This is a genomic window from Haloarcula taiwanensis, from assembly GCA_002844335.1.
Taxonomy (GTDB): domain Archaea; phylum Halobacteriota; class Halobacteria; order Halobacteriales; family Haloarculaceae; genus Haloarcula; species Haloarcula taiwanensis.
On record CP019154.1, the window covers coordinates 1,480,033 to 1,504,657 of the forward strand.

At 65.2% G+C, this 24,625-nt stretch carries 22 protein-coding genes; 6 read left to right on the forward strand and 16 right to left on the reverse strand.

Features of this window, described 5'->3' with window-relative positions; translation table 11 throughout:
* Nucleotides 1-4: 4 nt before the first annotated feature.
* The gene (locus tag BVU17_07645) at nucleotides 5-691 is read right to left on the reverse strand and encodes a glycosyl transferase (GenBank protein ID AUG47401.1); all 687 of its coding nucleotides are present in this window, start codon (nucleotides 689-691) and stop codon (nucleotides 5-7) included.
* A 69-nt stretch (nucleotides 692-760) separates the two neighbouring features.
* Complete coding sequence (locus tag BVU17_07650) at nucleotides 761-2,110, reverse strand: MFS transporter (protein ID AUG47402.1); 1,350 nt, start codon at nucleotides 2,108-2,110, stop codon at nucleotides 761-763.
* Nucleotides 2,111-2,184: 74 nt separating this feature from the next.
* On the opposite strand from BVU17_07650, the gene BVU17_07655 reads away from it, so the two are divergent.
* Nucleotides 2,185-2,412, forward strand: a complete 228-nt coding sequence (locus BVU17_07655) for a CopG family transcriptional regulator (protein ID AUG47403.1) — start codon at nucleotides 2,185-2,187, stop codon at nucleotides 2,410-2,412.
* Here BVU17_07655 and BVU17_07660 read toward each other — a convergent pair.
* Both BVU17_07660 and BVU17_07665 read right to left on the reverse strand, forming a co-directional pair.
* Nucleotides 2,409-2,744 carry a hypothetical protein gene (locus BVU17_07660; GenBank protein ID AUG47404.1) on the reverse strand — a complete coding sequence of 112 codons (336 nt, stop codon included), beginning with the start codon at nucleotides 2,742-2,744 and terminating at the stop codon, nucleotides 2,409-2,411. The genes BVU17_07655 and BVU17_07660 overlap by 4 nt on opposite strands.
* Before the next feature lie 40 nt (nucleotides 2,745-2,784).
* Nucleotides 2,785-3,330: a hypothetical protein gene (locus tag BVU17_07665; protein ID AUG47405.1), complete on the reverse strand. Its 546-nt coding sequence runs from the start codon at nucleotides 3,328-3,330 to the stop codon at nucleotides 2,785-2,787.
* A gap of 157 nt (nucleotides 3,331-3,487) precedes the next feature.
* On the opposite strand from BVU17_07665, the gene BVU17_07670 reads away from it, so the two are divergent.
* On the forward strand, nucleotides 3,488-3,883 hold the full coding sequence (locus BVU17_07670; GenBank protein ID AUG47406.1) for a hypothetical protein: 396 nt from the start codon (nucleotides 3,488-3,490) through the stop codon (nucleotides 3,881-3,883).
* A gap of 69 nt (nucleotides 3,884-3,952) precedes the next feature.
* A complete protein-coding gene (locus BVU17_07675) occupies nucleotides 3,953-6,640 on the forward strand; it encodes an AAA family ATPase (GenBank protein AUG48862.1) in 2,688 nt (895 codons plus the stop codon).
* Here the strand turns inward: BVU17_07675 and BVU17_07680 are convergent, their stop codons facing one another.
* The 4 genes from BVU17_07680 to BVU17_07695 all read right to left on the reverse strand — a co-directional run bounded on the left by BVU17_07680 (nucleotide 6,641) and on the right by BVU17_07695 (nucleotide 12,350).
* The gene (locus BVU17_07680; protein ID AUG47407.1) at nucleotides 6,641-8,320 is read right to left on the reverse strand and encodes a hypothetical protein; all 1,680 of its coding nucleotides are present in this window, start codon (nucleotides 8,318-8,320) and stop codon (nucleotides 6,641-6,643) included.
* Nucleotides 8,317-8,778: a hypothetical protein gene (locus tag BVU17_07685; GenBank protein ID AUG47408.1), complete on the reverse strand. Its 462-nt coding sequence runs from the start codon at nucleotides 8,776-8,778 to the stop codon at nucleotides 8,317-8,319. Before BVU17_07685 ends, BVU17_07680 begins: the two co-directional genes overlap by 4 nt.
* A gap of 90 nt (nucleotides 8,779-8,868) precedes the next feature.
* Nucleotides 8,869-9,507, reverse strand: coding sequence for a carbonic anhydrase (locus tag BVU17_07690; GenBank protein ID AUG47409.1), 639 nt, complete (start codon nucleotides 9,505-9,507; stop codon nucleotides 8,869-8,871).
* Between the two features lie 92 nt (nucleotides 9,508-9,599).
* Nucleotides 9,600-12,350, reverse strand: a complete 2,751-nt coding sequence (locus BVU17_07695; protein AUG47410.1) for a helicase — start codon at nucleotides 12,348-12,350, stop codon at nucleotides 9,600-9,602.
* A 97-nt stretch (nucleotides 12,351-12,447) separates the two neighbouring features.
* Between BVU17_07695 and BVU17_07700 the strand changes: the two genes are divergently transcribed.
* Both BVU17_07700 and BVU17_07705 read left to right on the forward strand, forming a co-directional pair.
* Nucleotides 12,448-13,323, forward strand: a complete 876-nt coding sequence (locus BVU17_07700) for a dihydrodipicolinate synthase family protein (protein AUG47411.1) — start codon at nucleotides 12,448-12,450, stop codon at nucleotides 13,321-13,323.
* Nucleotides 13,324-13,391: 68 nt separating this feature from the next.
* Nucleotides 13,392-14,225 carry a transcriptional regulator gene (locus tag BVU17_07705; GenBank protein AUG47412.1) on the forward strand — a complete coding sequence of 278 codons (834 nt, stop codon included), beginning with the start codon at nucleotides 13,392-13,394 and terminating at the stop codon, nucleotides 14,223-14,225.
* Between the two features lie 23 nt (nucleotides 14,226-14,248).
* On the opposite strand, the gene BVU17_07710 is transcribed toward BVU17_07705, so the two are convergent.
* Nucleotides 14,249-14,863 (reverse strand): SAM-dependent methyltransferase, encoded by a 615-nt coding sequence (locus BVU17_07710; GenBank protein AUG47413.1) that lies wholly within the window; start codon nucleotides 14,861-14,863, stop codon nucleotides 14,249-14,251.
* Nucleotides 14,864-15,145: 282 nt separating this feature from the next.
* Here BVU17_07710 and BVU17_07715 point away from each other — a divergent pair, with 282 nt between their 5' ends.
* Entirely contained in the window at nucleotides 15,146-15,898 is a 753-nt protein-coding gene (locus BVU17_07715; protein AUG47414.1) for an MBL fold metallo-hydrolase, read from the forward strand.
* Here the strand turns inward: BVU17_07715 and BVU17_07720 are convergent.
* The 7 genes from BVU17_07720 to BVU17_07750 all read right to left on the reverse strand — a co-directional run bounded on the left by BVU17_07720 (nucleotide 15,895) and on the right by BVU17_07750 (nucleotide 24,589).
* The gene (locus BVU17_07720; protein AUG47415.1) at nucleotides 15,895-17,052 is read right to left on the reverse strand and encodes a histidine kinase; all 1,158 of its coding nucleotides are present in this window, start codon (nucleotides 17,050-17,052) and stop codon (nucleotides 15,895-15,897) included. The genes BVU17_07715 and BVU17_07720 overlap by 4 nt on opposite strands.
* A 119-nt stretch (nucleotides 17,053-17,171) precedes the next feature.
* Nucleotides 17,172-18,239 (reverse strand): mRNA surveillance protein pelota, encoded by a 1,068-nt coding sequence (locus BVU17_07725; GenBank protein AUG47416.1) that lies wholly within the window; start codon nucleotides 18,237-18,239, stop codon nucleotides 17,172-17,174.
* Between the two features lie 60 nt (nucleotides 18,240-18,299).
* Nucleotides 18,300-19,001, reverse strand: coding sequence for a hypothetical protein (locus tag BVU17_07730; protein ID AUG48863.1), 702 nt, complete (start codon nucleotides 18,999-19,001; stop codon nucleotides 18,300-18,302).
* A 144-nt stretch (nucleotides 19,002-19,145) separates the two neighbouring features.
* On the reverse strand, nucleotides 19,146-20,177 hold the full coding sequence (locus BVU17_07735; GenBank protein AUG47417.1) for a hydrogenase expression protein: 1,032 nt from the start codon (nucleotides 20,175-20,177) through the stop codon (nucleotides 19,146-19,148).
* 45 nt (nucleotides 20,178-20,222) lie between these two features.
* Entirely contained in the window at nucleotides 20,223-22,370 is a 2,148-nt protein-coding gene (locus BVU17_07740; GenBank protein ID AUG47418.1) for a hypothetical protein, read from the reverse strand.
* A 36-nt stretch (nucleotides 22,371-22,406) separates the two neighbouring features.
* Nucleotides 22,407-23,441 (reverse strand): NAD/FAD-dependent oxidoreductase, encoded by a 1,035-nt coding sequence (locus BVU17_07745; protein ID AUG47419.1) that lies wholly within the window; start codon nucleotides 23,439-23,441, stop codon nucleotides 22,407-22,409.
* 71 nt (nucleotides 23,442-23,512) lie between these two features.
* The gene (locus tag BVU17_07750) at nucleotides 23,513-24,589 is read right to left on the reverse strand and encodes a hypothetical protein (GenBank protein AUG47420.1); all 1,077 of its coding nucleotides are present in this window, start codon (nucleotides 24,587-24,589) and stop codon (nucleotides 23,513-23,515) included.
* Nucleotides 24,590-24,625: the final 36 nt, after the last annotated feature.

A 24,625-nucleotide genomic window follows, 5' to 3' on the forward strand; every position in this document is an offset into this window, starting at 1 on the left:
CTTCTCAGAAGTAGTCGGCATCGAACTCCCGGCGAAGGATGTAGTGGTTCGCGTACCCGCGGACGTACTTCGCAAACAGCGAGAGATACCCCTCGTCGGCCTCACGGCGGGCCGACGTAGCGACACAGGAGTCCGCATCGTAGACAATCCGGCCGTAGTCTTTCATCCGGAGAGAGAGTTCTGTATCCTCCATAAACGGAATGTCTTCGTCGAAGCCGCCCGCGGCCTCGAAGGCGTCGGCCCGGAAGCTACAGTTGAAGCCCGGTTGCTGGACGAAGCCCAGCGGCCACGAGACCCGATACCAGTAGTCCGACAGCAGTTTGAACAGCACGCGGTGTTTGAGGCTGTCTTCGAGCGGGCGTGCGGGGCCGCCGACCCCCACCACATCGTCGTCGGTGTAGTGCCTGAGATGCAGGCGGACCCAGTCCTCGGGGACGACCGTATCGGCATCGGTAAACAGCAGTATCGGCGCTGTCGCGGCTTCTGCTCCGCGGTTCCTGGCGATTCCCGCTCCGCCCTCGTCGCACCGGACGACGGTGTCGACGAAGGGGGCGTCGCGGGCTACCTGTTCCGTCCCGTCGTCGCCGCCGACCACGACGACCAGTTCGACGGGCTGTGACTCGAAGGGAGCCAGACAGCGGGCCAGCGACTCCGCCTCGTTGTAGGCCGGGACGATAACTGCGGCGTCCATCTGAGCGGCAGGTAGATTGTACAGACAGAAATAGCAAGCGATGCGACGGCCTGCCTCTCACTCAGGGAGTCACGAACGACGAGCGAGGGTGGTTCCCGCGAGGACAGCGACGAGTGCGATTCCGGCGAGTGTCCCGAACAGCGCCGTCACGTTCGCGAAAGCCAGAATCGACCCCGCCAGCCCGCCACCGAGCGCGCCGACCCCGAACACACCCAGATACGTGTAGCCGTACGACAGTCCGCGCGTGCCAGTGGGCGTGTGCTCCGCGACGGCGGCCTGATACATCGGCTGGACGACGAACAGCGCGACGCCCAGAAGCGCACCGAGCACCGCCAGCGGCCCGAAGCCTATCGCCGACACCGGAACGAACAGCACTGCAAGGACGGCAAGCACGAGGAACGACCCGGCGATACCGTACTCGACGGGAATCCGGTCGCTGAGTTTCCCCCCGGCGTACTGGCCGAGGACGCCGATGAGCAACAGGCCGGCGTAAAAATAGTCCTGTGGCTTGAAGGCCTGCCCCGTTCCGGTTTCGATGCCAAGCGCTGAGAGCACGGTGGGTGGCAGTAACGTCTCCACCGGGATTGGCTCGAAGCCCGGCAAGTCTCGCAGGAGTTCCGGGAGGAACGTGAGGACACCGCGGTAGTACAGCCCCGAGCACATGACGACGACGAACACGAAGAGAAAACTCCCGGCCAGCAAGTGCTTGCTCTCCGAGAGGAACTCTCCGAGGGAGTCGATGCCGCTGTTGGCCTTCGACCCGCCGTCAGTCGCCGTCGTCACCGCCGCCGTTTCGTCGAAACTCGCCTGCGAGGCGTAGACGGCGGCGAGCAGCGCCGGAACCCCGAGAACGAGCGCGACGGTCCGCCACTCGGCGACCAACAGGAGAATCGCGGCGACGAGCGGACCGAGACCGATACCCAGGTTGCCAGCGACGCCGTGATAGGCGAGTCCGGTCCCGCGCTGTTCGACACCTTTGCTGATAAGCGAGAGCCCCGCCGGATGGTACACGCTGGCAGAGATTCCCCAGAGGATGAGCGCGAGCGCGATAACGACCATACTCGGAGCCAGTCCCAGCAGGATGTACGACCCACCCATGCCGAGCAGACAGCCGGTGATGAGCCGGCGGGAACCGATTCGGTCGACGATGATGCCGCCCGGGAGCGCGCCGGCCCCGAACAGGCCATAGCCTACTGTTACGATGACGCCGACGGTCGCCGTTGTCACGTCGAACTGAGCGATACCGAGGTTAATGAGGTCGAACTCGGTGAGCCAGATGACGACGAATATCGGGACCGCCATCTCGTAGGTGTGGACCAGCCCGTGTGCGAGCATGACCAGTGCAGTGATCGCTCGGTCGTTCGCGTTCACACTGTGGTTCGTGTCGGCCGCCGGCAAGTGTGTGACGGTTTCGCGCATTCACGTGTGCGCCTTTTTGACCCCTCTCAAAAGCAGGGGTGGGTTTTTATGTCCGAACAGTATAGGCGGCAAGTGTGAGCAAGATCAAGGTGTCACTCCCGGACCAGGTGGACTCGGACATCCAGCGACTCGTCGAACAGGGCGAGTTCCTCAACCGCGACCAAGCAGTCGAAGATCTCCTGAAGCGGGGGATTTCGGCCTATAATACTACGACCGAAGAGACCGAAACGCTCGACGAAGAGATTTTCGACCAGACGGCCTCCGAACAGCAGGACCCCGCGATGCAGGACGACTTCCTCTAGTCGCGGTTCTGTGAGAGCCGGCCGTCGTCCTCAGCTGCCTGCTGTCTGGAGCCGTCGTTCTCCTGCCGACGTTGCTTCATCTTTGCGCCGGGTTTCGGACCGCTGTCGACCGACTCGTACGGGGTTTCTGCGATGCTCTCCGGGATGAGATACCACGCGAGAGCGCCACCGACAGCGGTGCCACCAACGAACACGCCAACGACAATCAGCAGCTCGGCACCGCCATACATCGTCACAAGCCCCATCGACCCGCCGATAAGGAGCGCAAACCCGACTTGCGTGTATCTGAGAAAGCGTTTCCGGTCGGCGTCCGTCATCGAAGGGCCGACCATCAGGAGCCCCCGTAACAGTCGGCGTCTGTCCGTTCGGCCATCAGTAAAAGCCCCGCTCTACGTCTTCCTCGATGACGTCTTCGAACTCTGCGTCGAGTAGTTCCTCCGCTTCCTCGAACGTCTCGGTGAGTTCGGTCATCTGGTCGGGCCGGTCGTGGTGGTCGAACTCCATCGGCCCGTAGGCCGGGGAGTCCATCGCGTCCATCATATCTTCCAGCAGCGCTTGCGGCGATGTGGGTGCGTCAGCGTGCGTTTCGAGCACCGTTTCGAGGTTCTTCGCCTTCTCCTTGGCGTCGTCCTCGTCTTCGGGCCCCTGCTGGACGCCGAAGATGCCCGAGCCATCGGTCGGGAACAGCGGGTCGATGTCGTCGTCGATTCGGCGGGCCACCTGCGACCCGACGCCCTGTACCTCGAAAGGGTTCTTCGCGTACGTCTTGAGCTGGTAGACGCCGGCATCGGGGTGTCCGAAGTAGATATCCTCGCCGATTCCGTTCGCGCGGTCGCCCCCGACGGCACGCCAGTCCCCCGGATTGGCATTGCTCTCCATCACGTCTTCGAGAATGTCCTGCCAGTCGCGAACGCGCATTGTCAGTTTCCTGTTTGAACTGGGTCAGAATGAACCCATCGGTCCTGAATGGCACAGTGACCGGTCGTCGCTGCGCGGGAGCGAAGCATCCGGGTGACAGCCAGCCTGTCAGTGGCGTAGCCGAACGGCTTTACTCCCCGGAACAGCCAGACGTGGTATGGAAAGCGAACGCAACGTCCTCGGCGGGGAACTGGCCCCCTGCTCGATGGACCCGAAGACGGGCTTCATGCGCGACGGATACTGCTACCCGCTCCAGCGTGACCCCGGTCGGCACGAGATCTGTGCCGTGATGACTGCGGAGTTTCTAGAGTACAGCAAGGCGCAGGGCAACGACCTCGTGACGCCGCGGCCGGACCTGAACTTCCCGGGCCTCGACCCCGGCGACCACTGGTGTGTCTGTGTCCCGCGCTGGATAGAGGCTCACGAGGCCGGGCGTGCACCGCCGGTGAACCTCGACGCGACGAGCGAAGACGTACTCGAAGACGTATCGCTGGAGACGCTGCAGGAGTACGCCGCCGACACGGAGTCCGAAGCCGATGCGACCAGCGAATGACCCGCGGCGCGAACGACTTTTGAGGGTCCGCCCCCTCGCTTGGGCCGTGCAACAGGGGAGGGCCAGCCAGTGAGCGCGGATCGCGTTCGCGGCGTCGTCGTCGACATCGAGGAGCCGAAGACGGTGACCACCCAGTACGGGGAAAGCGACCTCTGTGAGGTGACCATCCGCCCTGAACGCGGAGCCGGCGAACCGACGACAGTGACACTCTGGGGGAAGTGGACTGAGAACGCCGCCGTCATCGAGACAGGCATGGAGATCGCCGTCTACAACCCCGACGAGCGGGAGTACCAGGGCGAGCAGCAGTACTCCGTCGGCGGCGACGCCACCCTCGTCGTCCAGCCGGATTTCCTCGTCGACGTGACCGACATCCGGGCGTGGGTGCAGTGCCCGCGGATGTACTACCTCCGGAAACTCGACGGCGCGGACCACGCCTATCCGCTGGTGAAGGGGACCGTCGTCCACGAGGTGTTCGGCGACCTGCTCCGTGGCCGGGACCTCGACACTGCTATCGAGGAGCAGGTGGACGCCGCCGGACTGGATATCGGATTGCTGGGCCGAGAGTCCGACGAGGTGGCCGGCGACGTGCGTGACCACGCCGCAGCTATTCAGGGCTGGCTCCAGCAGGGGACGCTAACTGAAACAGACCAGTGGCGCTCCGAGATGACGCTCATCTCCGAGCGGTTCGGCATGAAGGGGCGGGCCGATGCCGTCCGGCGCGGGATGCCCGTCGAACTCAAGACCGGCAAGAACACCAAGCGAGAGCCCCGATTCCAGGACAAGATTCAGGCGACCGCGTACGCGCTGATGCTCGGCGAGCGCACGGCCGGCGCGGACAGCGCCGTCGAGGCCGCGCCGGATACGGGCACGCTCCTGTACACCAAAAACGCCGCCGTGGACCGCGCCGAGGAAAGCGGCGACCTCTCACCGGCCAAGGAGTTCTCTATCGGGAGCGGGCTGCTGAACTACGTCGTCCGGACGCGCAATGCGATTGCGGCGATGGAGTACGACTGTAGCGTGCCGACCGGCTACGAGGCCAACGCGAAATGCGAGTACTGCTTCGAGCAGGACACCTGTATGGCCGTCTCCGGCCGCCTCGACCAGGAATCCAAGGCTGGACAGGTCGGCCGAGCGGTGCCCGACGAGGAACTGGACTACTTCGAGCAGTTCTACGCGGCAATCGAGGCCGAGCGCCGGTCCGTCCATCGGGAGTACGCGAAGCTCTGGGAACAGACGCCCGAGGAGCGCGCCGACAACGACCGCGCGCTCATCGACCTCGAACCGACCGGCCGCCGGGAACTCGACGGCGGCCGGTGGGAACTCCGCGCGACCGGGACCGGGGCCGTCTCGAAAATCCGCGAAGGAAATCTCGTGCTCGCCAGCGACGGCGACCCGGTGACCGGCAACGCTGAACTGGCCCGCGTAGAACGTCTCGGCGAAGAAATCGTCGTCACGGCTGACGAGCCACTGGACCTCCGGCGGCTGGACGTGTACCCCTCCGAGCTGACGACCGACCGGCTCCAGAACGCGCTCCACGACGCCGTGCTCCTCCAGTCGCCCGAGCAGAAGGACGTGCTGTTCGGGCGGCGCGAGCCGGACTTCAATACCGTCGAGGAGACGTTCATCGACAACAACGACGCCCAGAACGAGGCCGTCCAGTTAGCGGTCGGCGCGGAGGACTTCGCGCTCGTTCACGGCCCGCCCGGGACGGGCAAGACCTATACGCTAGCCCGAATGGTGCGGGCTCTGGTTGCTCGCGGCGACCGAGTACTGCTCTCTGCCTTTACCAACCGCGCCGTGGACAATCTGCTGGAGGCGCTAGAAGACCAGGGGTACACCGATATCGTCCGCGTCGGCACGGAGAGCGGTGTCCGCGGGGACATGCAGAAGTACCGGCTGGAGACCAGCGGCGACCCCGGTGCGTGTGCGAGCCGGCTCCAGACCGCACAGGTCGTCGCGGCGACGACGGCCACCTGTGGCGGGAGCACGCTCCAGACCCAGGAGTTCGACGTGGCCGTCGTCGACGAAGCCGGCCAACTGACCGAGCCGGGGACGCTCGCGGCGACGACGCTCGCCGGCCGGTTTGTGCTCGTCGGCGACCACCAGCAGCTCCCGCCCGTGGTCCAGTCGGAAGACGAGACGCTGTCGACCTCGCTGTTCGAGCGCCTGATGGAGGCCCACCCCGAGGCCGGCATCATGCTGGACCGCCAGTACCGGATGGCCCAGCACATTCAGGCCTTCGCCTCGCGAGAGTTCTACGACGGGCAGTTGCGGCCCGCGACCGGCGAGGTAGCGGCCCAGCGGCTCGATGACCTCGACAGCGTCTCGACCACGAGCCTGCCCAAGCGGCTCCGGGACCGCGTGGCGTTTGTCGACCCCGACGGCAGCCAAGTCGGCAACACCAACCCCGCCGAGGCCGACCGGATCGCCGACATCGTCGCGTCGTACCGGTCGGCGGGGGTAGCAGCCGACGATATCGGCGTCATCGCCCCGTACCGCGCGCAGGTCGCGGAGATATCGAAGCGTCTACCCGACGTGACCGTCGACACGGTCGACCGGTTCCAGGGGTCGAGCAAAGAAGTCATCATCATCTCGTTCGTCGCCACCGGAGCGCTCGACAGCCCCATCTTCGAGGACTACCGGCGTATCAACGTCGCGCTCACGCGGGCGAAGAAGGCGCTCGTGCTCGTCGGCGACGGCGACGCGCTGGCGACCGACGAGGTGTACGGTCGGATGGTCGAATGGGCGCGGGGCTGACTACCCGTCCGTGTCGCCGGCCCTATCGCCCAGCCGCAGTCCCGCGAGGTGTGCGGTGAGGCGTTCTCGCAATGTCTCTCTGAGCGCTGTTGCAGTGTCCTCGTCGATATCGTACACGCGGGCGATGCCGCCGAGAAGGCTCGACGAACTCGCCGTGTCAGCCCCCACAGTCGCCAGGTCGCGACGACGCTGGAACGGCGAGCGCGTCACGAACACCGTCTGGAGCCGGTAGTACGGGACGATGCGGGTCGTCCGCCGCCAGAACCCGCTCCGGGTCGCGAGCACAGAGTCGTCCAGGTCGAACCCGCGGTGTCGCCAGCGGAGGTGGGCCGCCGGCGCGACCGGGAGAAAGAGGAGGGCTGTGAGCCACCAGTAGCCCGTTTCAAGCACCAGCGCGTCCACGGCGTAGGCGACCGCGGTGAGCCCGGCTGCGGCCAGCGAGAAGCGCGCGAGATAGCGCCGTCGGGCGCGTTTGGGCGACCGCTCGAAGTCAAGGTCGCCGAACGGTTCGATGTCACGGGCCAGTTCGTACACCTCCTCGCGTGGTGCAAGCGGGACGGCGACACCCTGCGTCGACTGCTGGTTCCCGCCGCTGTAGCCGGCCGTCTCGACGGCCAGCGTCGCGTAGCCGAACCGCCGCATCAGGACGTTTTCGCGGATAGTTACCGTCTGCACCTTCTCCAGTGGGATGTTGCCGCTGTAGCGGCGCAGGAGTCCACGCTCGTACCGGAGGTCGCCGTCAGCCTGCGTGAGCTGGAAGCCGTAGTATTCGATGACGGTTAGCGCCACGCTAACGACCAGTGCGAGCAGGAAGAACTGAGCGAGCGAAATCGCAGCGAAAATGCCAACTCGCGTTGTTTCTGGTGAGCCGGCTAGCCAGCGGACGACAGGCCCATTCAGCGACGCTCCAACGAGGGTCGCATTGAACCGCAGCACGGCCCAGACAATGTCCATCCCCAGCGGGAGCGACGCCAGCGTGAGGACCGGCGCGGCCGGTCGAACAGAGACGAGGGCGTACGTCAGGAGTTCGCGCTGGTCGAAGGCGAACAACAGCGACCCGTCCGGCTGGTCGCGGTCCTCCACCTCCGACGTCGAAACCGGGTCCCCGTGCTCATTCGCGGTCTGGGCGTCGCCCGCGCGTGCCGGAGTGGGGCCGGTCACGCCGGGGAGGTCCGCGTGAGCCGACCGGACAGCTGTCGCAGTCTTAGACACCGCATCGGAGGTGGCCGCCGCAGTTTCGTCGTCCCGGTCGTGGGTCCGCACGTAGTTCCGCAGGCGTCTGACTTCGGCCTCGTCGACTGCATCGAGGGTGGCCTCCGTCGCGCTGCCACCGGCTGTCTCGAAGCGGACGATAGCGAGGCCGAGCAGGCGATTGAGGATGTTCTGCTCGACATCGAGGTTCTGGACGCGGCCGAGCGGAATCTGCCGGGACTGTCTGGCGAAGACACCGGATTCGACGGTGAGCGTGTCCCCGTCAAGTTCGTAGCGAAAGCGGAGGTAGCGCGCCAGTGCGTAGCCGCTGAATGCCAGCGCGCCGAACAGGCCAAGCAGCGGAACCGCAAACGCCGGCAGTCCGAGCATCCCGGTCCCAAGTGACCCACCGAAAAAGCCGAAGAAGCCGCCCTGCAGCGCCGCTCGGGCGACGCGCAGGACCGCACTTCGCGGGTGGAGCCGGTTCATACCGCGTCCGTCGCCTCGCTCTCGTTCGCGAGGTCACGGAGCTGTTCACGGAGTTCGGTCGCCCGTTCCGGCCGCAGCCCGGGAATAGTGATGTCCGCGCCGCGGGTCCCGGCGGTGTAGACGACGACACTCGCTAGCCCGATAGCGCGTTCGACCGGACCGCGCGTGGTATCGACGTGCTGAACACGGACGTACGGGACTGACGTGTCGGTCCGGGTGACGACACCGCGAAGGAGAAACAGTGCGTCGTCTTGCAGGTCAAATCGCCAGATTCGGTGGGCAGCGACGGCGTGGACGACACCCAGAACCACGAGCACGACCCAGCCGCCGACGATGACCGTCTGTGGCAGTGGGACAGCAAACCGGTCGACGAGATATGCGATGACGCCGAGCACCGACGCCTGAATAACCGTCGATAGAATCCACAGCAGTCTCACCCGCGGATGAATCGACTCCATGTCTCATCCGAGGGCCCGCCCGCGGATTAACGGTTTGGCTCCGGGACGGAGGTGGTGGCCGCACAGTCACTCGGCGACGACGCCGGTCGGCTACACGCGCTCGTTGACCTGCTCCGCGACCCGCTCGCCGGGCCGCCGGAGGTGCCCGCTCTCGACCTCGTAGACGTACCCGGTCACGCTCACGTCGTCGGGAATCAAGTCGTGGTTTTCGAGGTATTCGACCTGTGCCGCACACGCCGCGTCGATGTCGTCGGTCATCCGGACCCACTCCGCGAGTGACGCGTCGCCGATATTCAACTCCGGCAGCGCCGGGTCGAGGTCGACGTCGTCGAGGTCGCCGTCGACCGCGGCCTCGAACCCTTCGATCACGTCCTCGTCGGACGCGCTCATCATCCCACAGTCGGTGTGGTTGACGACGATGATTTCGGTCGTATCGAAGTACTGTGTCGTCAGCGCGGCCGAGCGGATCACGTCGTCTGTGACCTTGCCGCCGGCGTTGCGGTAAATCTGTGCGTCGCCCAGCGAGAGGCCGAGCGCGTCCTCGACGGGGATGCGCTCGTCCATGCAGGCGACGACGAGCAACTGCTTGTCTGTCGGAATCCCCTTCCGACGCCGCCGCGCCCAGTCGTCCCGTGCGTCGACACCCTCGTCGACCGATTCGTGGACGTGGCCGGCTTCCGGCTCGTCGTGCTCGTGTGCGCCGTCGCTCCCGTGTGTGTGGTGTGGCATTGCAGAACACGCCTTTGTGCCCCGTGGACTTTACTGCTTGCTCGACAACAGGCCAGCGGACAGAAAGCACACAGTCGAACGGTGCCAGCCGTTCAGTCATCAGTGGCGACCGCGCTGTCGTCGGCATCCCCGTTCTCGATTTCGTTCAGGACTCGCTGGTGGAACTCCTGGAGGACGGCCGACTCGTCCTCCGCGAGGACCACGTCGCTTGCCATCAGCGTCGCCAGGCCGAAGGCACGCGGCGACGGCGAGTCGACGCGGGTCCGGACCACGTCCACGTCGCCGGCCCGTATCGCACGGAGGACGGACTCGATGCCGTCGATGTTCAGTTTGTCCTCCAGAATCTCGCGGTAGGTCTCCTCGACGACGGCGAACTCGCCCAGGTCCTCGGCGAACCCAAGCAGCATCTCCGAGGAGACCTGCTGTTCGCTTGCGGACTTCTCGTAGCCCTTGTAGCGTTTGAGTATCATCAGCGACCGCGTGGCGTTGATGCGGAAGTACCGCTGGAGGAGGTCGGTCCCGTCGAGGCTGGCCCGCAGGTCCTCCCGTGCCGTCTCCGGGTCCAGGTCCCGGACGATGCGCGAGATGTCGACCTTGCGGTTCAGCGGCATCGAGAGGGTGAAGCCGTTGTCGGCGACGGCGACCTGGACGTTCGCGCTGGCCGCCTGCGCGATGTGGTACGCCAGGAGCCGCGAGAAGCCGTCGTTGAACCGCCGGCCGTAGTTCGAGTGGACGTGGTAGTGGCGTTCGTACTCGTCGTGGTCCAGCGTCTCCTCGACGACCAGCCGGTCCGACGTGGCGACGCTCTCTGGACCGGCGTAGGCCACCTGCTCGCGGAACATCCGAGCGATTGCCCGTACGCTATTCTCGTCGACGGGGAACTCTCGGAGCCAGTTGCGGACCTCAGACATCCCGCCGTCTTCCAGCCGGTCCAGCAGTTGGCCCTGGAAGTCGAGTATCTCGCGGCCGAGGTCATACGAGAGGGGGAGCCGCTCGGAGAACCACGACGGGACCGTCGGCCGCGCGGCGGTCCGGTCGACGTACACCTTCGACCCGCGGCGATACCGGTACTCGAAGTTGTCCCCGCCCAGCACGAACACGTCGCCTTTCTCTAAGGTATCCAGGTACGACTCGTCGAGTTGGCCGACCCAGCTGTCGTCGCTCCGGGTGACCACGTCACAGGTAAAGGAGTCCGGAATCGTCCCGATGTTGGTCATGTAGATGACCCGCGCGAGCCGGCCGCGCTTGCCGATGAGGTGCTCGCCCACGTCGTAGTCCTCGTAGTGGTGTTCCCCGTCGGGCGGGTCGTTCGTGTCCCGCCAGATTTTGGCGTAGACGTTCTTGTCCTCCATCCCGGGATAGTCGGCGGTCATGTACCGCATCAACTGCTCCCAGTCACCGTCACCGTAGTTCCGGTAGGGGTAGGCCCGCCGGAGGACGCTCTTGAACGTCGCCTCGGGGCGAACGTCGTTGATTGCCATGCCGTAGACGTGCTGTGTCGCCACGTCCTGTGCGTTCTCGGGGATGAACACGCGGTCGACGAATCCCCGCTCGCCCTTCTCCAGCATCACCGCACACTCTACGAGTTCGTCGCGGTCCAAGGCGATGACCCGTCCCTCGACGGTCTCGCCGAGTTGGTGACCGGCGCGGCCGATGCGCTGGAGGAGCGCGGCGACGGATTTGGGGGAGCCGACCTGCACGACGAGGTCGATGTGGGGCATGTCGATGCCCAGTTCCAGGCTGGTCGAGGTCGTCACCACGTCCAGCGTCCCGGCTTTCAGCGACTCCTCGATGTCGCGTCGCTTCTCCTTCGAGAGCGAGCCGTGGTGACACCCGGAGTTCGATTCGTCGTAGTCGTCGAACTTCTCGCGGAGGTTGTGCAGGACGCGCTCAGCCCCCGACCGGGTGTTCGTGAACACGAGCGTGTTGGTATGGGACTGGACGTGCTCGTGCAGTTGCGTGTAGAACCGCTCGGTGACGATGTCCCGCGGTGTGTTGATGAGGTCGTCGGCCGGACAGGACAGCTCCATGTCGAAATCGCGGGAAAAGCGCGTGTCGACGATTTCGTAGTCGCGGGGGGCCCCGCCGGGCTCCTCGCGGCCGACCAGAAACTCCGCGACAGTGTCCAGTGGCTCGACGGTGGCCGAACAGCCGATTCGGGTCGGCGGTTCCTCGACCATTTCCTCTAATCGTTCCAGCGAGACGGAGAGGTGGGTTCCGCGCTTGTTCTCCGCGAGGCTGTGAATCTCGTCGACGATGACGTACTCGATGGTTTCGAGCTTCTTTTTGAATTTCGGGGAGTTCAGCAGGATAGCCAGCGTCTCCGGCGTCGTGTTGAGGATGTGGGGCGTCGTCTCCAGCATCGCCTGGCGCTCGCTGTCGCTGGTGTCGCCGTGGCGGATGGCGTGGCGGATTTCCACGTCCTCGCCGCGGTCGTCGAGCTTGGCCGTGATGCCGTCGAGGGGCTGTTCGAGGTTCCGGTGGATGTCGTTGGCCAGCGACTTCAGCGGGGAGACATAGAGGCAGTAGACGGAGTTCGCAAGCTCGTTTTCACGGGCCTTCCCGAACAGTTCGTTGATGATGCCGGTAAACGACGCGAGGGTCTTCCCGCTCCCCGTCGGGGCGCAGATGAGGGCGTTCTCGCCCTCGTGGATGAGCGGGATGGCCTCCTTCTGTGGCGGCGTGAAGAAGCCGCCGTTGCCGGGGACGAACTCGCCGAACTGCTCGACCCACCACTCCTGGACGACGGGCGCGAGGCGGTCGAGTACCGCCGCGTCGTCGATGTCGACCGCGTCCGGATCGAAGTCCGGGTCCGTCGCTGCGAGACGCTCGCGTCCTCCCATTGTCGGCTCTTACCGGTCAGTAGGACTGCCACGTCAAGTCGGTTCCGCCATATCGGCGGGGAAAACGCCTAAGCGACCACCGTGTCTGACCAAGGGCATGGCTGAATCCTTCGACGTACTGACGCCGCTAGTGACACCATTCGACGCCGACGGTGACCTCGATATCGCGGGCCTGGAGTCGCTGGTCCGGCACGTCTCAGCGGCCGGCGTCGACGGTATCGTCCCCTGCGGGACGACCGGCGAGTTCGAGACGCTCTCGCCCGGCGAGTACCGGACCGTCGTCAGAACCGCGGCTGACACAGCGCCAGACGACTGCCACGTCATGGTCGGGACGGCGGCGACGGACGTTGCGACCGTCGACGAGCGGATGGCGTTCGCAGCCGAGCAGGGCGCGGACAGCACGCTGGTCGTGCCGTCGTACTACGGCGGCCAGGCCAGCGCAGCGGGCAACGAGGCCTTTTTCGACGCGGCGCTTGCCGACGCTCCCCTGCCGGTCTACCTCTACAACATCCCCGGGGCCGTCGGGCAGAAACTGTCCGTCGAGACGGTCGCCGCGCTCGCTCAGTCCGACGCCGTCGCCGGACTCAAAGACTCCTCGGGTGACCTTTCCTACGTCACCGCAGTCATGAATCAGACGCCCGACGAGTTCACCGTCTACCAGGGCCACGACGGTCTGTTCGTCCCGTCGCTCGTGGTGGGCGGGGACGGCGGCGTCAGCGCGCTCTCGCACCTGCTGTTCGACGACTTAGAGCGGGCGGAGACCGCCATCGAGAGCGGCGACGTGCCACAGGCCAGAGCGGTCCAGCGGGATGTCCTCTCACCGCTTTCGGAGGCGTGTGCCGAGTTCGGCTTCGCGCCCACGGTGAAAGCCCTGCTCGCCGACCGCGGCGTCATCGACCACGCGACGGTGCGACCGCCCCGGGACTCACTGTCGCCGGAGGCGGTCGCGTCGGTGACCGAGCGGCTGGAGTGACCTCAGACTCAAACGAGTCTGTGAGGTTCCACGAGATTCATTACGCTGGGCGGCAGTGAACGGAATATATGTCGTTGCTGCCCTCCCGCGGTCCCGACACGAGCACCTCACAGGACGGGGAGCTTCAGGTCGTCGGGGTCGACGAAGACGTTTCGGCGGTCCTCGACGCCCTTTCTTCGGAAACGGCCAGAGAGATACTCAACACGGTCTACGAGGAGCCGGGCACGCCCTCCGAACTGGCAGACCGGCTCGATATGTCGATACAGAAGGTCTCCTATCATCTGGAGAAACTGGAAGACGAGGAACTCATCGCCGTCGCTGGGGTCCAGTACTCAGAGAAGGGCCAGGAGATGAAGGTATACGAGCCGCCGGAGGACCCGCTGGTGTTGTTCGTCGGCACGCAGGAGCGCAAGCAGTCCCTCCGGTCGCTCGTCCGCCGCGTCCTCCCTGTTATCGGTATCCTCACCGCGGCCAGCGTCATGCTGCAACTCCTGCTCGGACAGTTCCCGCTTCAGTTCGGGAGTGCAGGGGCTGGCGGCGGGGACGCGGGAGCCGGCGGTGACGGTGCCCAAGGTAGCGGGGACGCTGAGAGTCTCGAAGCGGCGAACCGGACAGCCGCGTCGGCCGAATCTACGCCGACCCCGACAGCGTCGGACGACGGTGGGTTCCAGATAGCCGAAGCGACGGAGACACCAGAAGCCACGCCGGCCCCCGAGAGCACTCCGGCCCCGGAAGCCGATACCCCGGTCCAAGCGATGACCGAGGAGGCGCGACAACTGACGACCGAGGCCGCGAGGGGTAGCGGCGGCTTCCACATCGAGCCCGGCGTGGCCTTCTTCCTCGGCGGGCTGCTGGTCCTGACGCTGTACGTCTCGTTCTGGGCGTACAGAAACTACCGCTGAGCCGGTTTGGCGGTCCAGTCGCTTCAGTCAGAATCGAGTCGGTCGGCGACCAGCACGCCAGCCTGCTCGGTGACCATCTCGACGGCCGTCAGCGCGTAGCCAGAATCGGTGAAGGCGTCGGCGAGGACGCCGACCGTCGCCGGGTCGTCAACCTCGGGGCTGTAGAACGGGGCGTCGGGGTCGTCGTCGCCGAACAGCATCACGTCCCCGAGGACGATTCGCCGTGGCCCCAAATCGGCGATGGTGTCGATAGCCTCGCGTTTTTCGTCGTCGCCTAGGTGGTGCATCGCGAAGTTCGACGTAACGACGTCCACTGAACGGTCGACGTTCGGCGCGCGGAAGCGACCGTCATCGAAGGAAACGTTCCCGACGCCGCGCTCCTCAGCTTTCTCCCGCGCTTTGTCCAGCATCCCGTCGCTGATATCGCGGCCGATAACCTCCCGTGCGTCGGGCGCGAGCGCGAACGCGATGGCTCCGGTGCCAGTGCCGAGGTCGAGCACCACGTCGTCAGTTTCGGGGGCTGCGTGCTCGACAACGAAGTCGACACAGGCGCGATACGCCGCTGAATCCTGGTTCTCGTCGTAGGCGTCGGCGTGTGCGGAGAACCGTTCGGCGTGTTCGTCGAGTGATTTCTTCATACTCGCGTCTCGGCGTACTCGCACAAGTGTCTCCCGCTCCGTTTCGTGGGTTTGCCGCAAGCGCGGTTCGGTTAAAATGGTTTTTGAGCCACGGGTGAACTTTTGCTATCCCCGTCCGAAGCATGAACTGCGCCGTCGACGGGTGACCTTCCCACACGGCCGCCCTGACCCCGTCCCCGCCGACGGCCACCGCCCTCACTCCGCTGACGCTCCCTGGTGGTTCCCCTGCCACGTGTGCCCCCAGACACCAACCCTTTGTCTGTTCGCTCGCTGTCGTCCGGTATGCGTCTCACGTTTCTCGGCACCGGAAGCGCCATGCCGACCGGCTCTCGAATGCAGTCCGGCTATCTACTGGAACGCGGCGGACACCGGCTGCTCGTCGACTGTGGTAGCGGCGTGTTGCACTCACTGGCCCGAACAGATGCGGGGTACGAAGGCGTCGACACCGTCTTGCTGACACATCACCATCTGGACCACGTTTCCGACCTCGATGTGCTGATGAAGGCCCGCTGGCTGGCCGGTGAGACGGACTTCACTATCGCAGGGCCGCCGGGGACAAGCGACCTAGTTCGTGACCTCCTCGAAACACACGACTATATGCAGGACCGGCTGGACCTGACGCTCAGGGACCTCGACGGCGGACCTTTCGAACTGGCGGGGTTCAGCGGCGACACCTGCGAGACGCGCCACTCGATGCAGTGTTTCGCCTACCGGCTCTCTGTCGATGACGGACCGGCAATAACGCTCGGCGCTGACTCCGAGGCGTTCACGGACCTCATCGAGTTCGCCGATGGCTCGGCCGTGCTCGTCCACGACTGCTCGTTCCCGGACGACGTGGACGTATCGAACCACCCGACACCCGAAACGCTCGGCCGGACCCTCCGCGATGCCGACGCCGAGGTCGGGCGCGTGTACCTCACCCACCTGTACCCACACACGGAGGGACGACACGAGGAGATGGTTGCGTCGATAGCAGACAGCTACGACGGCGACGTGCAGTTCGCCGAGGACGGCCTGACGATAACAGTCAGCTAGACGCGTTCGAGCGTGACGCGGAACTCGGCCCCGCCAGCGTCGCTTTCGGCCACGCTGACACTGCCGCCGTAGGATTCAGTCAACGCCCGAACGAAGCCGAGCCCGAAGCCGGTCCCCGGACTCTCCTGTCCTTTCACACCCATCTCGAAGATATCCTCACGCAGGTCCGGCGAGACACCGCCCCCGTCGTCGCCGAAACAGACGGTGACTTCGTCCGGACTGGCTTCGGCTGGTGAGACCCGCACATGAATCTCACCGTCGTTGTGGACCGCCGCGTTGGACATGATGTTCGTGAACACCGAATCGAGCAGGTCACCGCCGTACACCTGATAGTCGAACTCGGCCGCATCGAAGTCGACGGTCAGCGACTCGTAGTTGGCCTCGATGTCACGGACCGTCTCCCCGAGGACCGTGTCGAGGTCCCGAGGCTCCGGATTGTCTTGTGCTTCAAGCGTCGAGACGAGGTCGCCAACGCGCTGGATGAGGTCGGCGGCGCTCTCGGCCGCACGCTGGATCTTGCCGGCGTACTCTTTCGTCTGGCCGTCGACCTGTCCCGCGACGACATCGGCGAACCCGGCGATGACCTGAAGGTCGTTGCCCAGGTCGTGGCGGAGAAGCCGGTCGTACATCTCGATCATCTCCTTTCGCCGTTCCAGGTCCCGGTGTGCCCGTTCTAGCCGTTCACGGGAACGGATGTTGGAGATGGCCGTCGCGGCGTGGGTCGCGAGAATCTCCATCGGTCTGACGTACTCGTCCCCGAACTCCTCGACGGTTTGTGACCGTTTGACCAACACCGCTGTCACCTCGTCACCCATCCGGGCCGGGACAGCCAGCGCACCCGTCACGTCCGAGTCGGCCGTGACAGCGGCGTCAGCGCCCTGTTCGACGAGCGTCTCGCCGGCCTCCTGCGCCCGTCGAGCCAGGTCACTGGGTGGCTCGCCCTGAACGAGATTCGGGTTCGTGCTGTGGACGACCCGGAGGTCGTCGTCACGAACCTCGACGAACGTAGAGTAGGAGAACTCGAACAGCAGCGACATCGCTTCGAGCGTGAGGGAAACGACCTCGTCGACGGACTCACACCGATTGAGCGCCTGCCCGTACTTGTTCAGGTCGGCGACCTGTCTGGCAAAGTCCTGTTGTTCTTCGAACGACATATCACCCACTCCTCGCAGACATTGGAACTACACATAAATGGGGAGCGGAGCAAAAAACGGTTTCGGGGGACTCAATGCTGAAATGAAGAATTACAGACACGCCCACCCGGTTCGCGATCTCAGTCGAGTCGGTACCGCAACAGTGCAGCGATGCCACCGAGGTTCGAGAGCTGCTGGCCGGGCGCGAACTCCGCCGAAAAGACGGTCACGTCCCCACCCTTCTGCTCGGTCGTCTCGATTATGTCGTCGACGTCGATGTCCCAATCGCCCTCGCCGGCCCGCTCCAGTCGGAGCCGTTCGTCCAGCACGAGCAGCGTCTCGATTGCGCCGTAGTCGGCCGCCTTGGCGACCTCCTCCGGGCCGTAGGCCACCTCTGAACCGGAGCCGATGCGCTCCATCAGTTCGTCGATGTAGTCCGCCTCCTCGGCGATGCGGGTCTGCTGTTGGACATCCTCAACGGCACCGCGTTTGAGCACCTCGTGGACACCACGGTCGCCGACGGCCGACGTGTCTACGACGGTAATCTGTTCGGCGATATCGGGAATCTCGTCCTGAAAGTGGTCCAGGGCGTCCTGTTTGGTGAAGCCGGGACCCGCAAGGATGTAGGCGTCCACGTCCTGCCGTTTGAGGACTGACGCCAGCTCGTCGAACAGTTCCTTCCGTGGACGGGCGTACTCCCCCTTTCCGGTCGTCGAGGTGATGGTCGCCCGCTCCTCGGTGCCGTACTGGGCGACGGTGTGGACGTGTGCTTCGCCCTCCTCTACAGTTGCAATCGCAACGTCAGGATTCTCCGTCGCTTCGACGGCCTCCTCCAGTCGGTCGGCCTGGTCGGGCTTGAGGTGTTTCTCGACGGTGAGTTCGGTGTGTTCCTCGACGTTGAGCGTGTGGTGGAAACCGAGCTGGTCCTCGCGGGAGCAGTCGACGATTTCGCCGCCCACGCGGAGCCGGTTGGCAAACTTCGCGAACTCCACGTCGGTGACCTCGATCTGAATCCACATCGGTTCGCGCTCGCCGCCCTTGTCCCGGAGGTTGTCGTCGTTGCGCTGAATGCGCCGCGTCGTGTCGCCGGAGACGAGATCCCCGGGCTCGATGACATACGAGAGATGCCAGAGATCATCCAGCGTCTCTGGGACCACCTCGATGCGTTCTGCCCCTTCCGCGGTGGTCTCCTGGCTCGGTATTTGCATACTGAAGCGTCCGCTTCTGGGACACAAGTGTTCTGCCATTCGATGCGCCGACGGTCCGGGTCAGGCCGCAGGCTGTGCGTCAGGCGTCTCATCGCCAGCGTCGACGGCGGGCATGTCTCGCACGGCGGTCCCGACTGCGTAGGTCCCCGCCACGTTCGCGTAGAACGTCACGAAGGGAGCCAGCACTGCGCCGATGACGACGGCGTTCAGCGCGCCGATGATGACGCCGGCGAGCAGACTGATACCGAACGCGACCAGCCAGCCGGTAGCGTAGGTCCGACTGAACGCGAGCCGGCGGATTTCATCCGGTGCGAACGCCGCCGCAATGGCGTCCGTCCGGACGTACGCAACGATTGCGGCCGGGAGTACGTACGCGATGGCGAGCGATAGCACAGTCATCGCGAGCGTTGCGACGAGGACGATGATGGCGACGGCCAGTCCGCTTCCGGTCCCGTTGCCGCCCAGCCCCAGCGTCGCGCCGCTTGTGAACACCGCCACGAGAGCGATGGCCGCCGGGATGAGTGAGTAGGCGAATCCGATGACGAACACCTTCAGGCCGTCCATGCCGAGGTCGCCCCAGTCGTCGAACACCGGTGGCTCGGTTTCGCCGTTCAACACCGCCCGGAGCGTCCGGGTGATGTAGCCGAGAACGAAGAACACCGGTACGACGAGGAAACTCAGGAGCAGCAGCACGCCCCCGATGGCGATGGTTTTCACTGCGCTGTCACTGTCTCGTGGATACGAGAGTGCTTCTTGGAACATGATGGTACTCCGTGACATCAGCCTGGCCGGCGTGGCCGGTGCCACGTCAGTCGCGACGAGGTGTCACATCAAATTATAATACAACTTACAACTATATATACCAGTACGTGTGCAGTGCTAACACTCGTAAACGCGGCGGTAGAGTCAGCGGCTGTTGGGGTCCCCGTCCGCGGCCGCCTGCAGCCGCGCGAACGCCTCCCACGAGGGGTCGGCTCCGGGATGGGACCGCTGGGTACCGTCGACGTACAGCCCCGTCCCCTCGCTCACCTCGCCGACGACGGCGGCCGGTGTCCCCCGGTCCCGGAGCGCGCTGACAACGTTGTCGGCGTCCGCAGGGTCGACGGCGGCCAGCAGCGTCCCGCAACTGCTGACGTGCCAGGGGTCGATGTCGAGGGCGTCACAGAGGGCATCGACGCCGTCGGCGACCGGCATCGCGTCGCTGTCCACGTCAAAGCGGACGCCCGCACCGTCGGCCATCTCGATGAACGCACCGACGATGCCGCCCTCAGTGGCGTCGTGCATCGCCGTCACATTGCCGGCGCTGGCCGCGGCCATCGCGTCCTCAACGAGTGCGGTGTCAGCCAGACGTTCCTGTGCGGTGGCGATTCGGTCGGGCGACAGTCCGATCTGCGCCGGGAAGAGGCGGGCGAACAGGCCCGTGACCTCCGCGGCGGGGCCGGTGCCGACGACCAGTTTGTCGCCCGGTCGCGCGCCGTCGGGCCGGACGACGTCGTCGTGGGACCCCACCCCGAGTACCGTCGCGCCGCCGACCCAGGAGTAGTCGACGCCCGAATACCGGGCGGTGTGGCCGGTGACGACGCTTACGCCGACTTCCTCGGCCCGGCCGGCGAAGCCGTGCCACATCGCCGCCAGTTCGTCATCGGTCATCTCGGGCGGGAGCGTGAACGTCACGGAGAGGTGTGACGGCGGGACGCCCGAGACGGCCACGTCGGCCAGCACCACGTCGAGTGCGAACCGACCGGCCCGCTCGAACCCCAAGCCGGGGAGGACAGAGAGCGGGTCGGTAGCTGTGACCAGCGCCTTCCCGTCAACGTCGATGACGCCGAAGTCAATGCCGTGAGTCGGCCCCAGCGTCACATCCTCTCGGTCCGCGCCCAGTTCCGGGTAGATGACGGTATCGAACAGTTCGCGGTCGATTTTCCCGAGGTCACTCATGCAGGTAGTCACCTCCGACGCGGTGTACTCTCTGCTCCGACATCGTCAGTCCTCAGTCATTCGGCTGCCCCCGGGCGGCAGGAACTCCTGTATCTGGTCCGGGCTGGCCACCTTCCGGACGAACGTCTCATCGGCGAAGCGGTCCTTGAACTCCCGATAGAGTCGCTTGGCGATGTCGTTCTGGGCGTACTGACCCGGCTCGACGGTGATACTCGTTGCAGCCTGTCCCTCGATGGCCGCCGGTGGGCCGCCGATGACCCGCGTCTCGTCGTCGCAGGTGATGCCGACAGCGATGCCGGCCGGCGTGGACTCGAAGTACGTCCGGTCGCCGCGGACGGCGAAGCCGCCCTTCTCCAGGTACTCGCCGCTCTCGGGCGTCTTCGAAACCTGGTCAGGGTCGACCATGTACACGTCGCCGGCGAACTTCCCATCTTTCCAGACCGAAGAATAAGAGACGGCGAACTGCGCGGCCTGGTCCAGCGACGACTGCGGGAAATCCACCTCCTTGGACGGCTCGCTGGGGCCGGTGGCCTTGAGAACCGTGACCGGGCCGCCGTGAGCCTGCGCGTGGAAGAACTTGTCACCGCCCTCCAGATACTTCTGGACGAGTTCCTCGTTGTCGTCCGCGTCGCGGCCGCCGATGACGAGGAAGCCGTCCGAGGTATGGAACCAGCGGAACTGCTCGTACCAGCGCTCGGTCGACCGAGTGGGGATGGACTGCATCGAGAGCCAGTCAGTCGATTCGTCCTCACTATCGTCTTCCTCGGCCTCGTCCTCGCCGTCGTCGGCCTCCCACTCGTCGCGGCGCTTCTTGACCGCTTCGAGGTCTTCGCGCGTGTTCTCGATGGCGGTGAGCGCACCCTCCTTTTTCTCCTCGATGCGTTTTGCCTCCTTGTACAGTTCGTCGGCGTTCTTCTCGACGCCAGTGAACGCGTCGACCGTGACCCGCGTCCCGTCGATGTCGAGCGTCACCGTCCCCTCGCTGCCGTCCAGCGAGACGACCGCCTCCGCGGCCGCGATGCCGCGGTCGGCCCCTTCGTCGAACTTCGCTTCGATGTCGTCCCAGGCCACGTCGTCCTCGCGGGCGGCCCGGACCGTCGAGAGCACGTCGTCGACGAGGTCGTAGTTGGCGTACAGCAGTTCGGCCTTCTCCCGTTCGGCCTCGGCGTCGGCCTCGAAGTCCTCGATGGCCTGTTCCTGCTGCTGGATGATGCGCTTCTGTTTCTCGATTTCGGCCTCGAAGTCCGGACGCTGTGTTTCGCCGCCCTCGACTTCCTCCTCCCGCTGGAAATTGAAGAAGTAGTCGTCCAGCGCGGGATTGAACTCCGTGAAGGATTCGCTGTACAGTTCCTCGTACTCCGACAGCGGAATCGGGGTCACGTCGACGCGCCTGCGGTCCAGGTCATCGCCGGACCCTCCGTTGTCTGCACCGTCGTCGAGCGTCTCGTAGTACACCCGCGGGTCGACGTTGCCCTCGCGCAGGCGCGTCCCCATCTCGTCGACGAGTTCGTACAGCCGCTGGAAGTCGGACTCGGTGAGTTCGTCAACGGCGACGTTGTAGTCGATGCCGGCGCGGGTACACAGCTCCTCACCGTAGAGGCCGCCGAAGTTCAGTTGCGTCGCCAGCGTCCGGACGAGGTCGGCGTCGGATTCCGTGATACGGGCGACGAAGCCGTCGTAATCGACGGTCATCGGATTGAATCGCGCCGACGGGAACTCGTAGGGCGTCCCCGGCGCGACGGTTCGGGACTTGAGCCGCACCGTCTCCAGACAGTCGATGACCTCGCCGTGTTCGTCCAGCACGGCGACGTTCCCGTCGCCGAACAGCTCCGCGACGATGGTGGTCGAGGCGTCGTCGCGGTCGAACTCCAGTTCGATGATGCGGTCGAACTCGAACTGCTCGACGCGGACGAGGTCGGCCCCCGAAAGCCGGTTCCGAAGCATCATGGCGAAGTCCGGTGGCCGACCCGGCGCGTCGGGGACGTGGCTCTGGTCGGCAACGTGAGCGCGCTTGACGTCACCGACCTCGATGAGGAACTCGACGCGCCCGCGGTCGAAGTCCCGGAGCTTCAGTCTGACGAGGTCGTCCTCGGGGTAGAGGTACGCCTTGTCGAGCTTCGCGCCCTCGTAGCCGGCGAGTTCACCCTCCAGGGCGGCGAGGTCGACGCTCGTCAGTTCCCGCTTGTGGTCCATGTCGGTGGCTGTCGGCGGGCACCCAAAGGCGTTCCGTTACCCACCGTCGGCGATTGCCTCGCCCGTCTCCAGTCCGTTCCGCAGGGCCGCGTGGAGCCGACCCTCGCCGGCCACCCAGTCCCCGGCAAAGTGCAGGTCGTGCTCGGCGGCACACGACAGCAGGTCGTGGTCGACTTCGCCCTCGGGCTGGGAGTAACGCCAGTGCTGGTGGTCGGCCCAGTCGGGGTCGGCCAGCCGGTCGTCGCCGAGCAATCGCGCCGTCCGCGCGGCGATGTCGCCGACGAGCGAGTCGGGGTGTTCGTCGTAGTTCGCAATCGACCACGGCTCGTTCATCTGGACCAGCAGCAGAGACTCGCCGTCTGGGACGTGGCCGTCCTTGCACTCTTCGCGGCCGATCCAGCCGATGTCGTGGTCCTTATCGCTGTTGACCGCGGCGTACCACGGCACGTCGAGTTCGAATGGATAGTGCAACACCCCAGCGATGACCGTTCGGTAGGGGACCGACGCGATCTCCTGCCGAAGTTCCCGGCAGTCGTCGTGGTCCCACCGCGACTGCCCCAGCAGGTCAGCCGTCTGTGGGGCTGGCGGTGTCAGCAGCGCGGCGTCGAAATGCCCCAGGTCCGCTCCGTCGTCGTCCTCAAGCTGCCAGCCGTCGCGTTGTCGCTCCAGACGCTCGACCCGAACGCCGTTCTCTATCTCGGCGTCGGTCTCGTTGAACAGCCGTTTTGCAATCTGTGTAATGCCTGCCTCGTACGTCCACTTGTGTTCGTCGGCGTCCCGGCCGACATCGATGTCGCCGGTCCTGTCGAACGCATACACCGGTTCCTCGATATCAACGAGTCCCTCGGTCGGGAGCGTCTCCGTGACCAGTTCCGTCACGCGGCCGTCGTCTGCCTTGAGATAGTTCGCCCCGTACTCGTACGTGCAGTCGCCCTGTCGCCGGGTCGCAGCGCGCCCGCAGACGCCGCGGCTCTTCTCGAACACTGTTACGTCGACTTCCGCGTCGTGGAGCGCGTACGTTGCCGCCGCACCGGCAGCGCCGGCACCGACGACGGCGAGGTCACGAGCCATATTGACCAGTCGGACGGTACGAGTAAAAATCCACCACACAAGCAGTTCGGACCGCCCGCCAGTGGTCCGATTCAGCGGCCCCGGCCGCGCCGGAAGCCCTGACGCGTCCAGCAGATGACCGTGAGTATCGTGATAGCGACGCCCGCCTGCGCGAGTGAGAACCCGGGGCCTTGGGCCGCGGTCGTTGCCCGGTCGTCACTAGCAGCTCCGGAAAGGGACTGGTTTTCGACGGTGAGCGGGCCAGCGGCCTTGCCGTTGACCCGAACGGTTCCGTTGACCGCCTCGAACTCGGTCTCGACGACGATCTCTTCGCCGGGGTTGAGCGCCACTCGGTCCCGTGCCACGGGTTCGCTGTCGACTGTCACAATCAGTGTCTCGTTGACCGGCCGCGAGCGAGTGTTCGTTACTGTTGTTCGCACAGTCGTATTGAACCCGGCCCGGACCCAGTCAGCCGACAGTGACGCATCCGAAATCCGGACATCGGCGCTGCCCTGCCCGGTCGGCGTGGGTGCCCCGTCGGTGTCCGCTTCAGTTTCCATCCCGAACCCGACGGTTCCGTTCTCGCTACCGGCCGTGTTGTCAGCAGGCGCGCCGCCGCCCGCCGTGTTCTGTGTAGTCGTGTTCTCCCCGTCGTCTGAACCATTCGAGCTATCGCCTGAACTGTCCGAATCATCGGAGCTGTCGTCTGAGTCGTTCGAATCATCGGAGTTCCCGTCATCGTCGTCAGAATCGCCTCGGTCAGCGCCGTCGTCGCCGTTTGTCTCCTCCCGGCTTCCGTTCTCGGTCGGTTCCTCTGTCTCCGTAGTTTCTGTAGGTTCCTCGGTTTCAGTCGGCCCCTCTGTCTCGGTCGGCTTCTCTGTCCTCTCAGTTTCTGTGGGTTCTTCAGTTTCAGTCGGCTCCTCGGTCTCTTCGTCAGTCTGCTCACCGTCATCCGGTGTGTCTGTCCCGTTGACCTGCCCGAGTAGTGTCCCTGTGTGGCGGTCGAGAACAGACGAAACGGCGGTCCCGGGTGTGCTTGCTGTACCATCAGTCCCGCTCTGTGGACTGGCGTCAGAAGCGACCACGCCGCCGACGGCGAAGACAGATGCGAACACAGCGATGGCAAAAACGACGGCGACGGCAGTACAGAGTGTTCTGGCCCCGCTCATACAGTGGTGTACGTGAGTAAAGGATTAGTTACGCAG

Excerpts from the sequence above, each read along its gene's own strand:
- BVU17_07670 (AUG47406.1), top strand. The coding sequence starts at position 3,488 with ATGGAAAGCGAACGCAACGTCCTCGGCGGGGAACTGGCCCCCTGCTCG.
- BVU17_07650 (AUG47402.1), bottom strand. The coding sequence starts at position 2,110 with ATGCGCGAAACCGTCACACACTTGCCGGCGGCCGACACGAACCACAGT.
- BVU17_07720 (AUG47415.1), bottom strand. The coding sequence starts at position 17,052 with ATGTCGTTCGAAGAACAACAGGACTTTGCCAGACAGGTCGCCGACCTG.
- BVU17_07745 (AUG47419.1), bottom strand. The coding sequence starts at position 23,441 with ATGGCTCGTGACCTCGCCGTCGTCGGTGCCGGCGCTGCCGGTGCGGCG.
- BVU17_07680 (AUG47407.1), bottom strand. The coding sequence starts at position 8,320 with ATGAACCGGCTCCACCCGCGAAGTGCGGTCCTGCGCGTCGCCCGAGCG.
- BVU17_07705 (AUG47412.1), top strand. The coding sequence starts at position 13,392 with ATGTCGTTGCTGCCCTCCCGCGGTCCCGACACGAGCACCTCACAGGAC.
- BVU17_07685 (AUG47408.1), bottom strand. The coding sequence starts at position 8,778 with ATGGAGTCGATTCATCCGCGGGTGAGACTGCTGTGGATTCTATCGACG.
- BVU17_07730 (AUG48863.1), bottom strand. The coding sequence starts at position 19,001 with ATGTTCCAAGAAGCACTCTCGTATCCACGAGACAGTGACAGCGCAGTG.
- BVU17_07645 (AUG47401.1), bottom strand. The coding sequence starts at position 691 with ATGGACGCCGCAGTTATCGTCCCGGCCTACAACGAGGCGGAGTCGCTG.
- BVU17_07725 (AUG47416.1), bottom strand. The coding sequence starts at position 18,239 with ATGCAAATACCGAGCCAGGAGACCACCGCGGAAGGGGCAGAACGCATC.
- BVU17_07710 (AUG47413.1), bottom strand. The coding sequence starts at position 14,863 with ATGAAGAAATCACTCGACGAACACGCCGAACGGTTCTCCGCACACGCC.
- BVU17_07750 (AUG47420.1), bottom strand. The coding sequence starts at position 24,589 with ATGAGCGGGGCCAGAACACTCTGTACTGCCGTCGCCGTCGTTTTTGCC.
- BVU17_07665 (AUG47405.1), bottom strand. The coding sequence starts at position 3,330 with ATGCGCGTTCGCGACTGGCAGGACATTCTCGAAGACGTGATGGAGAGC.
- BVU17_07700 (AUG47411.1), top strand. The coding sequence starts at position 12,448 with ATGGCTGAATCCTTCGACGTACTGACGCCGCTAGTGACACCATTCGAC.
- BVU17_07735 (AUG47417.1), bottom strand. The coding sequence starts at position 20,177 with ATGAGTGACCTCGGGAAAATCGACCGCGAACTGTTCGATACCGTCATC.
- BVU17_07690 (AUG47409.1), bottom strand. The coding sequence starts at position 9,507 with ATGCCACACCACACACACGGGAGCGACGGCGCACACGAGCACGACGAG.
- BVU17_07695 (AUG47410.1), bottom strand. The coding sequence starts at position 12,350 with ATGGGAGGACGCGAGCGTCTCGCAGCGACGGACCCGGACTTCGATCCG.
- BVU17_07660 (AUG47404.1), bottom strand. The coding sequence starts at position 2,744 with ATGGTCGGCCCTTCGATGACGGACGCCGACCGGAAACGCTTTCTCAGA.
- BVU17_07740 (AUG47418.1), bottom strand. The coding sequence starts at position 22,370 with ATGGACCACAAGCGGGAACTGACGAGCGTCGACCTCGCCGCCCTGGAG.
- BVU17_07715 (AUG47414.1), top strand. The coding sequence starts at position 15,146 with ATGCGTCTCACGTTTCTCGGCACCGGAAGCGCCATGCCGACCGGCTCT.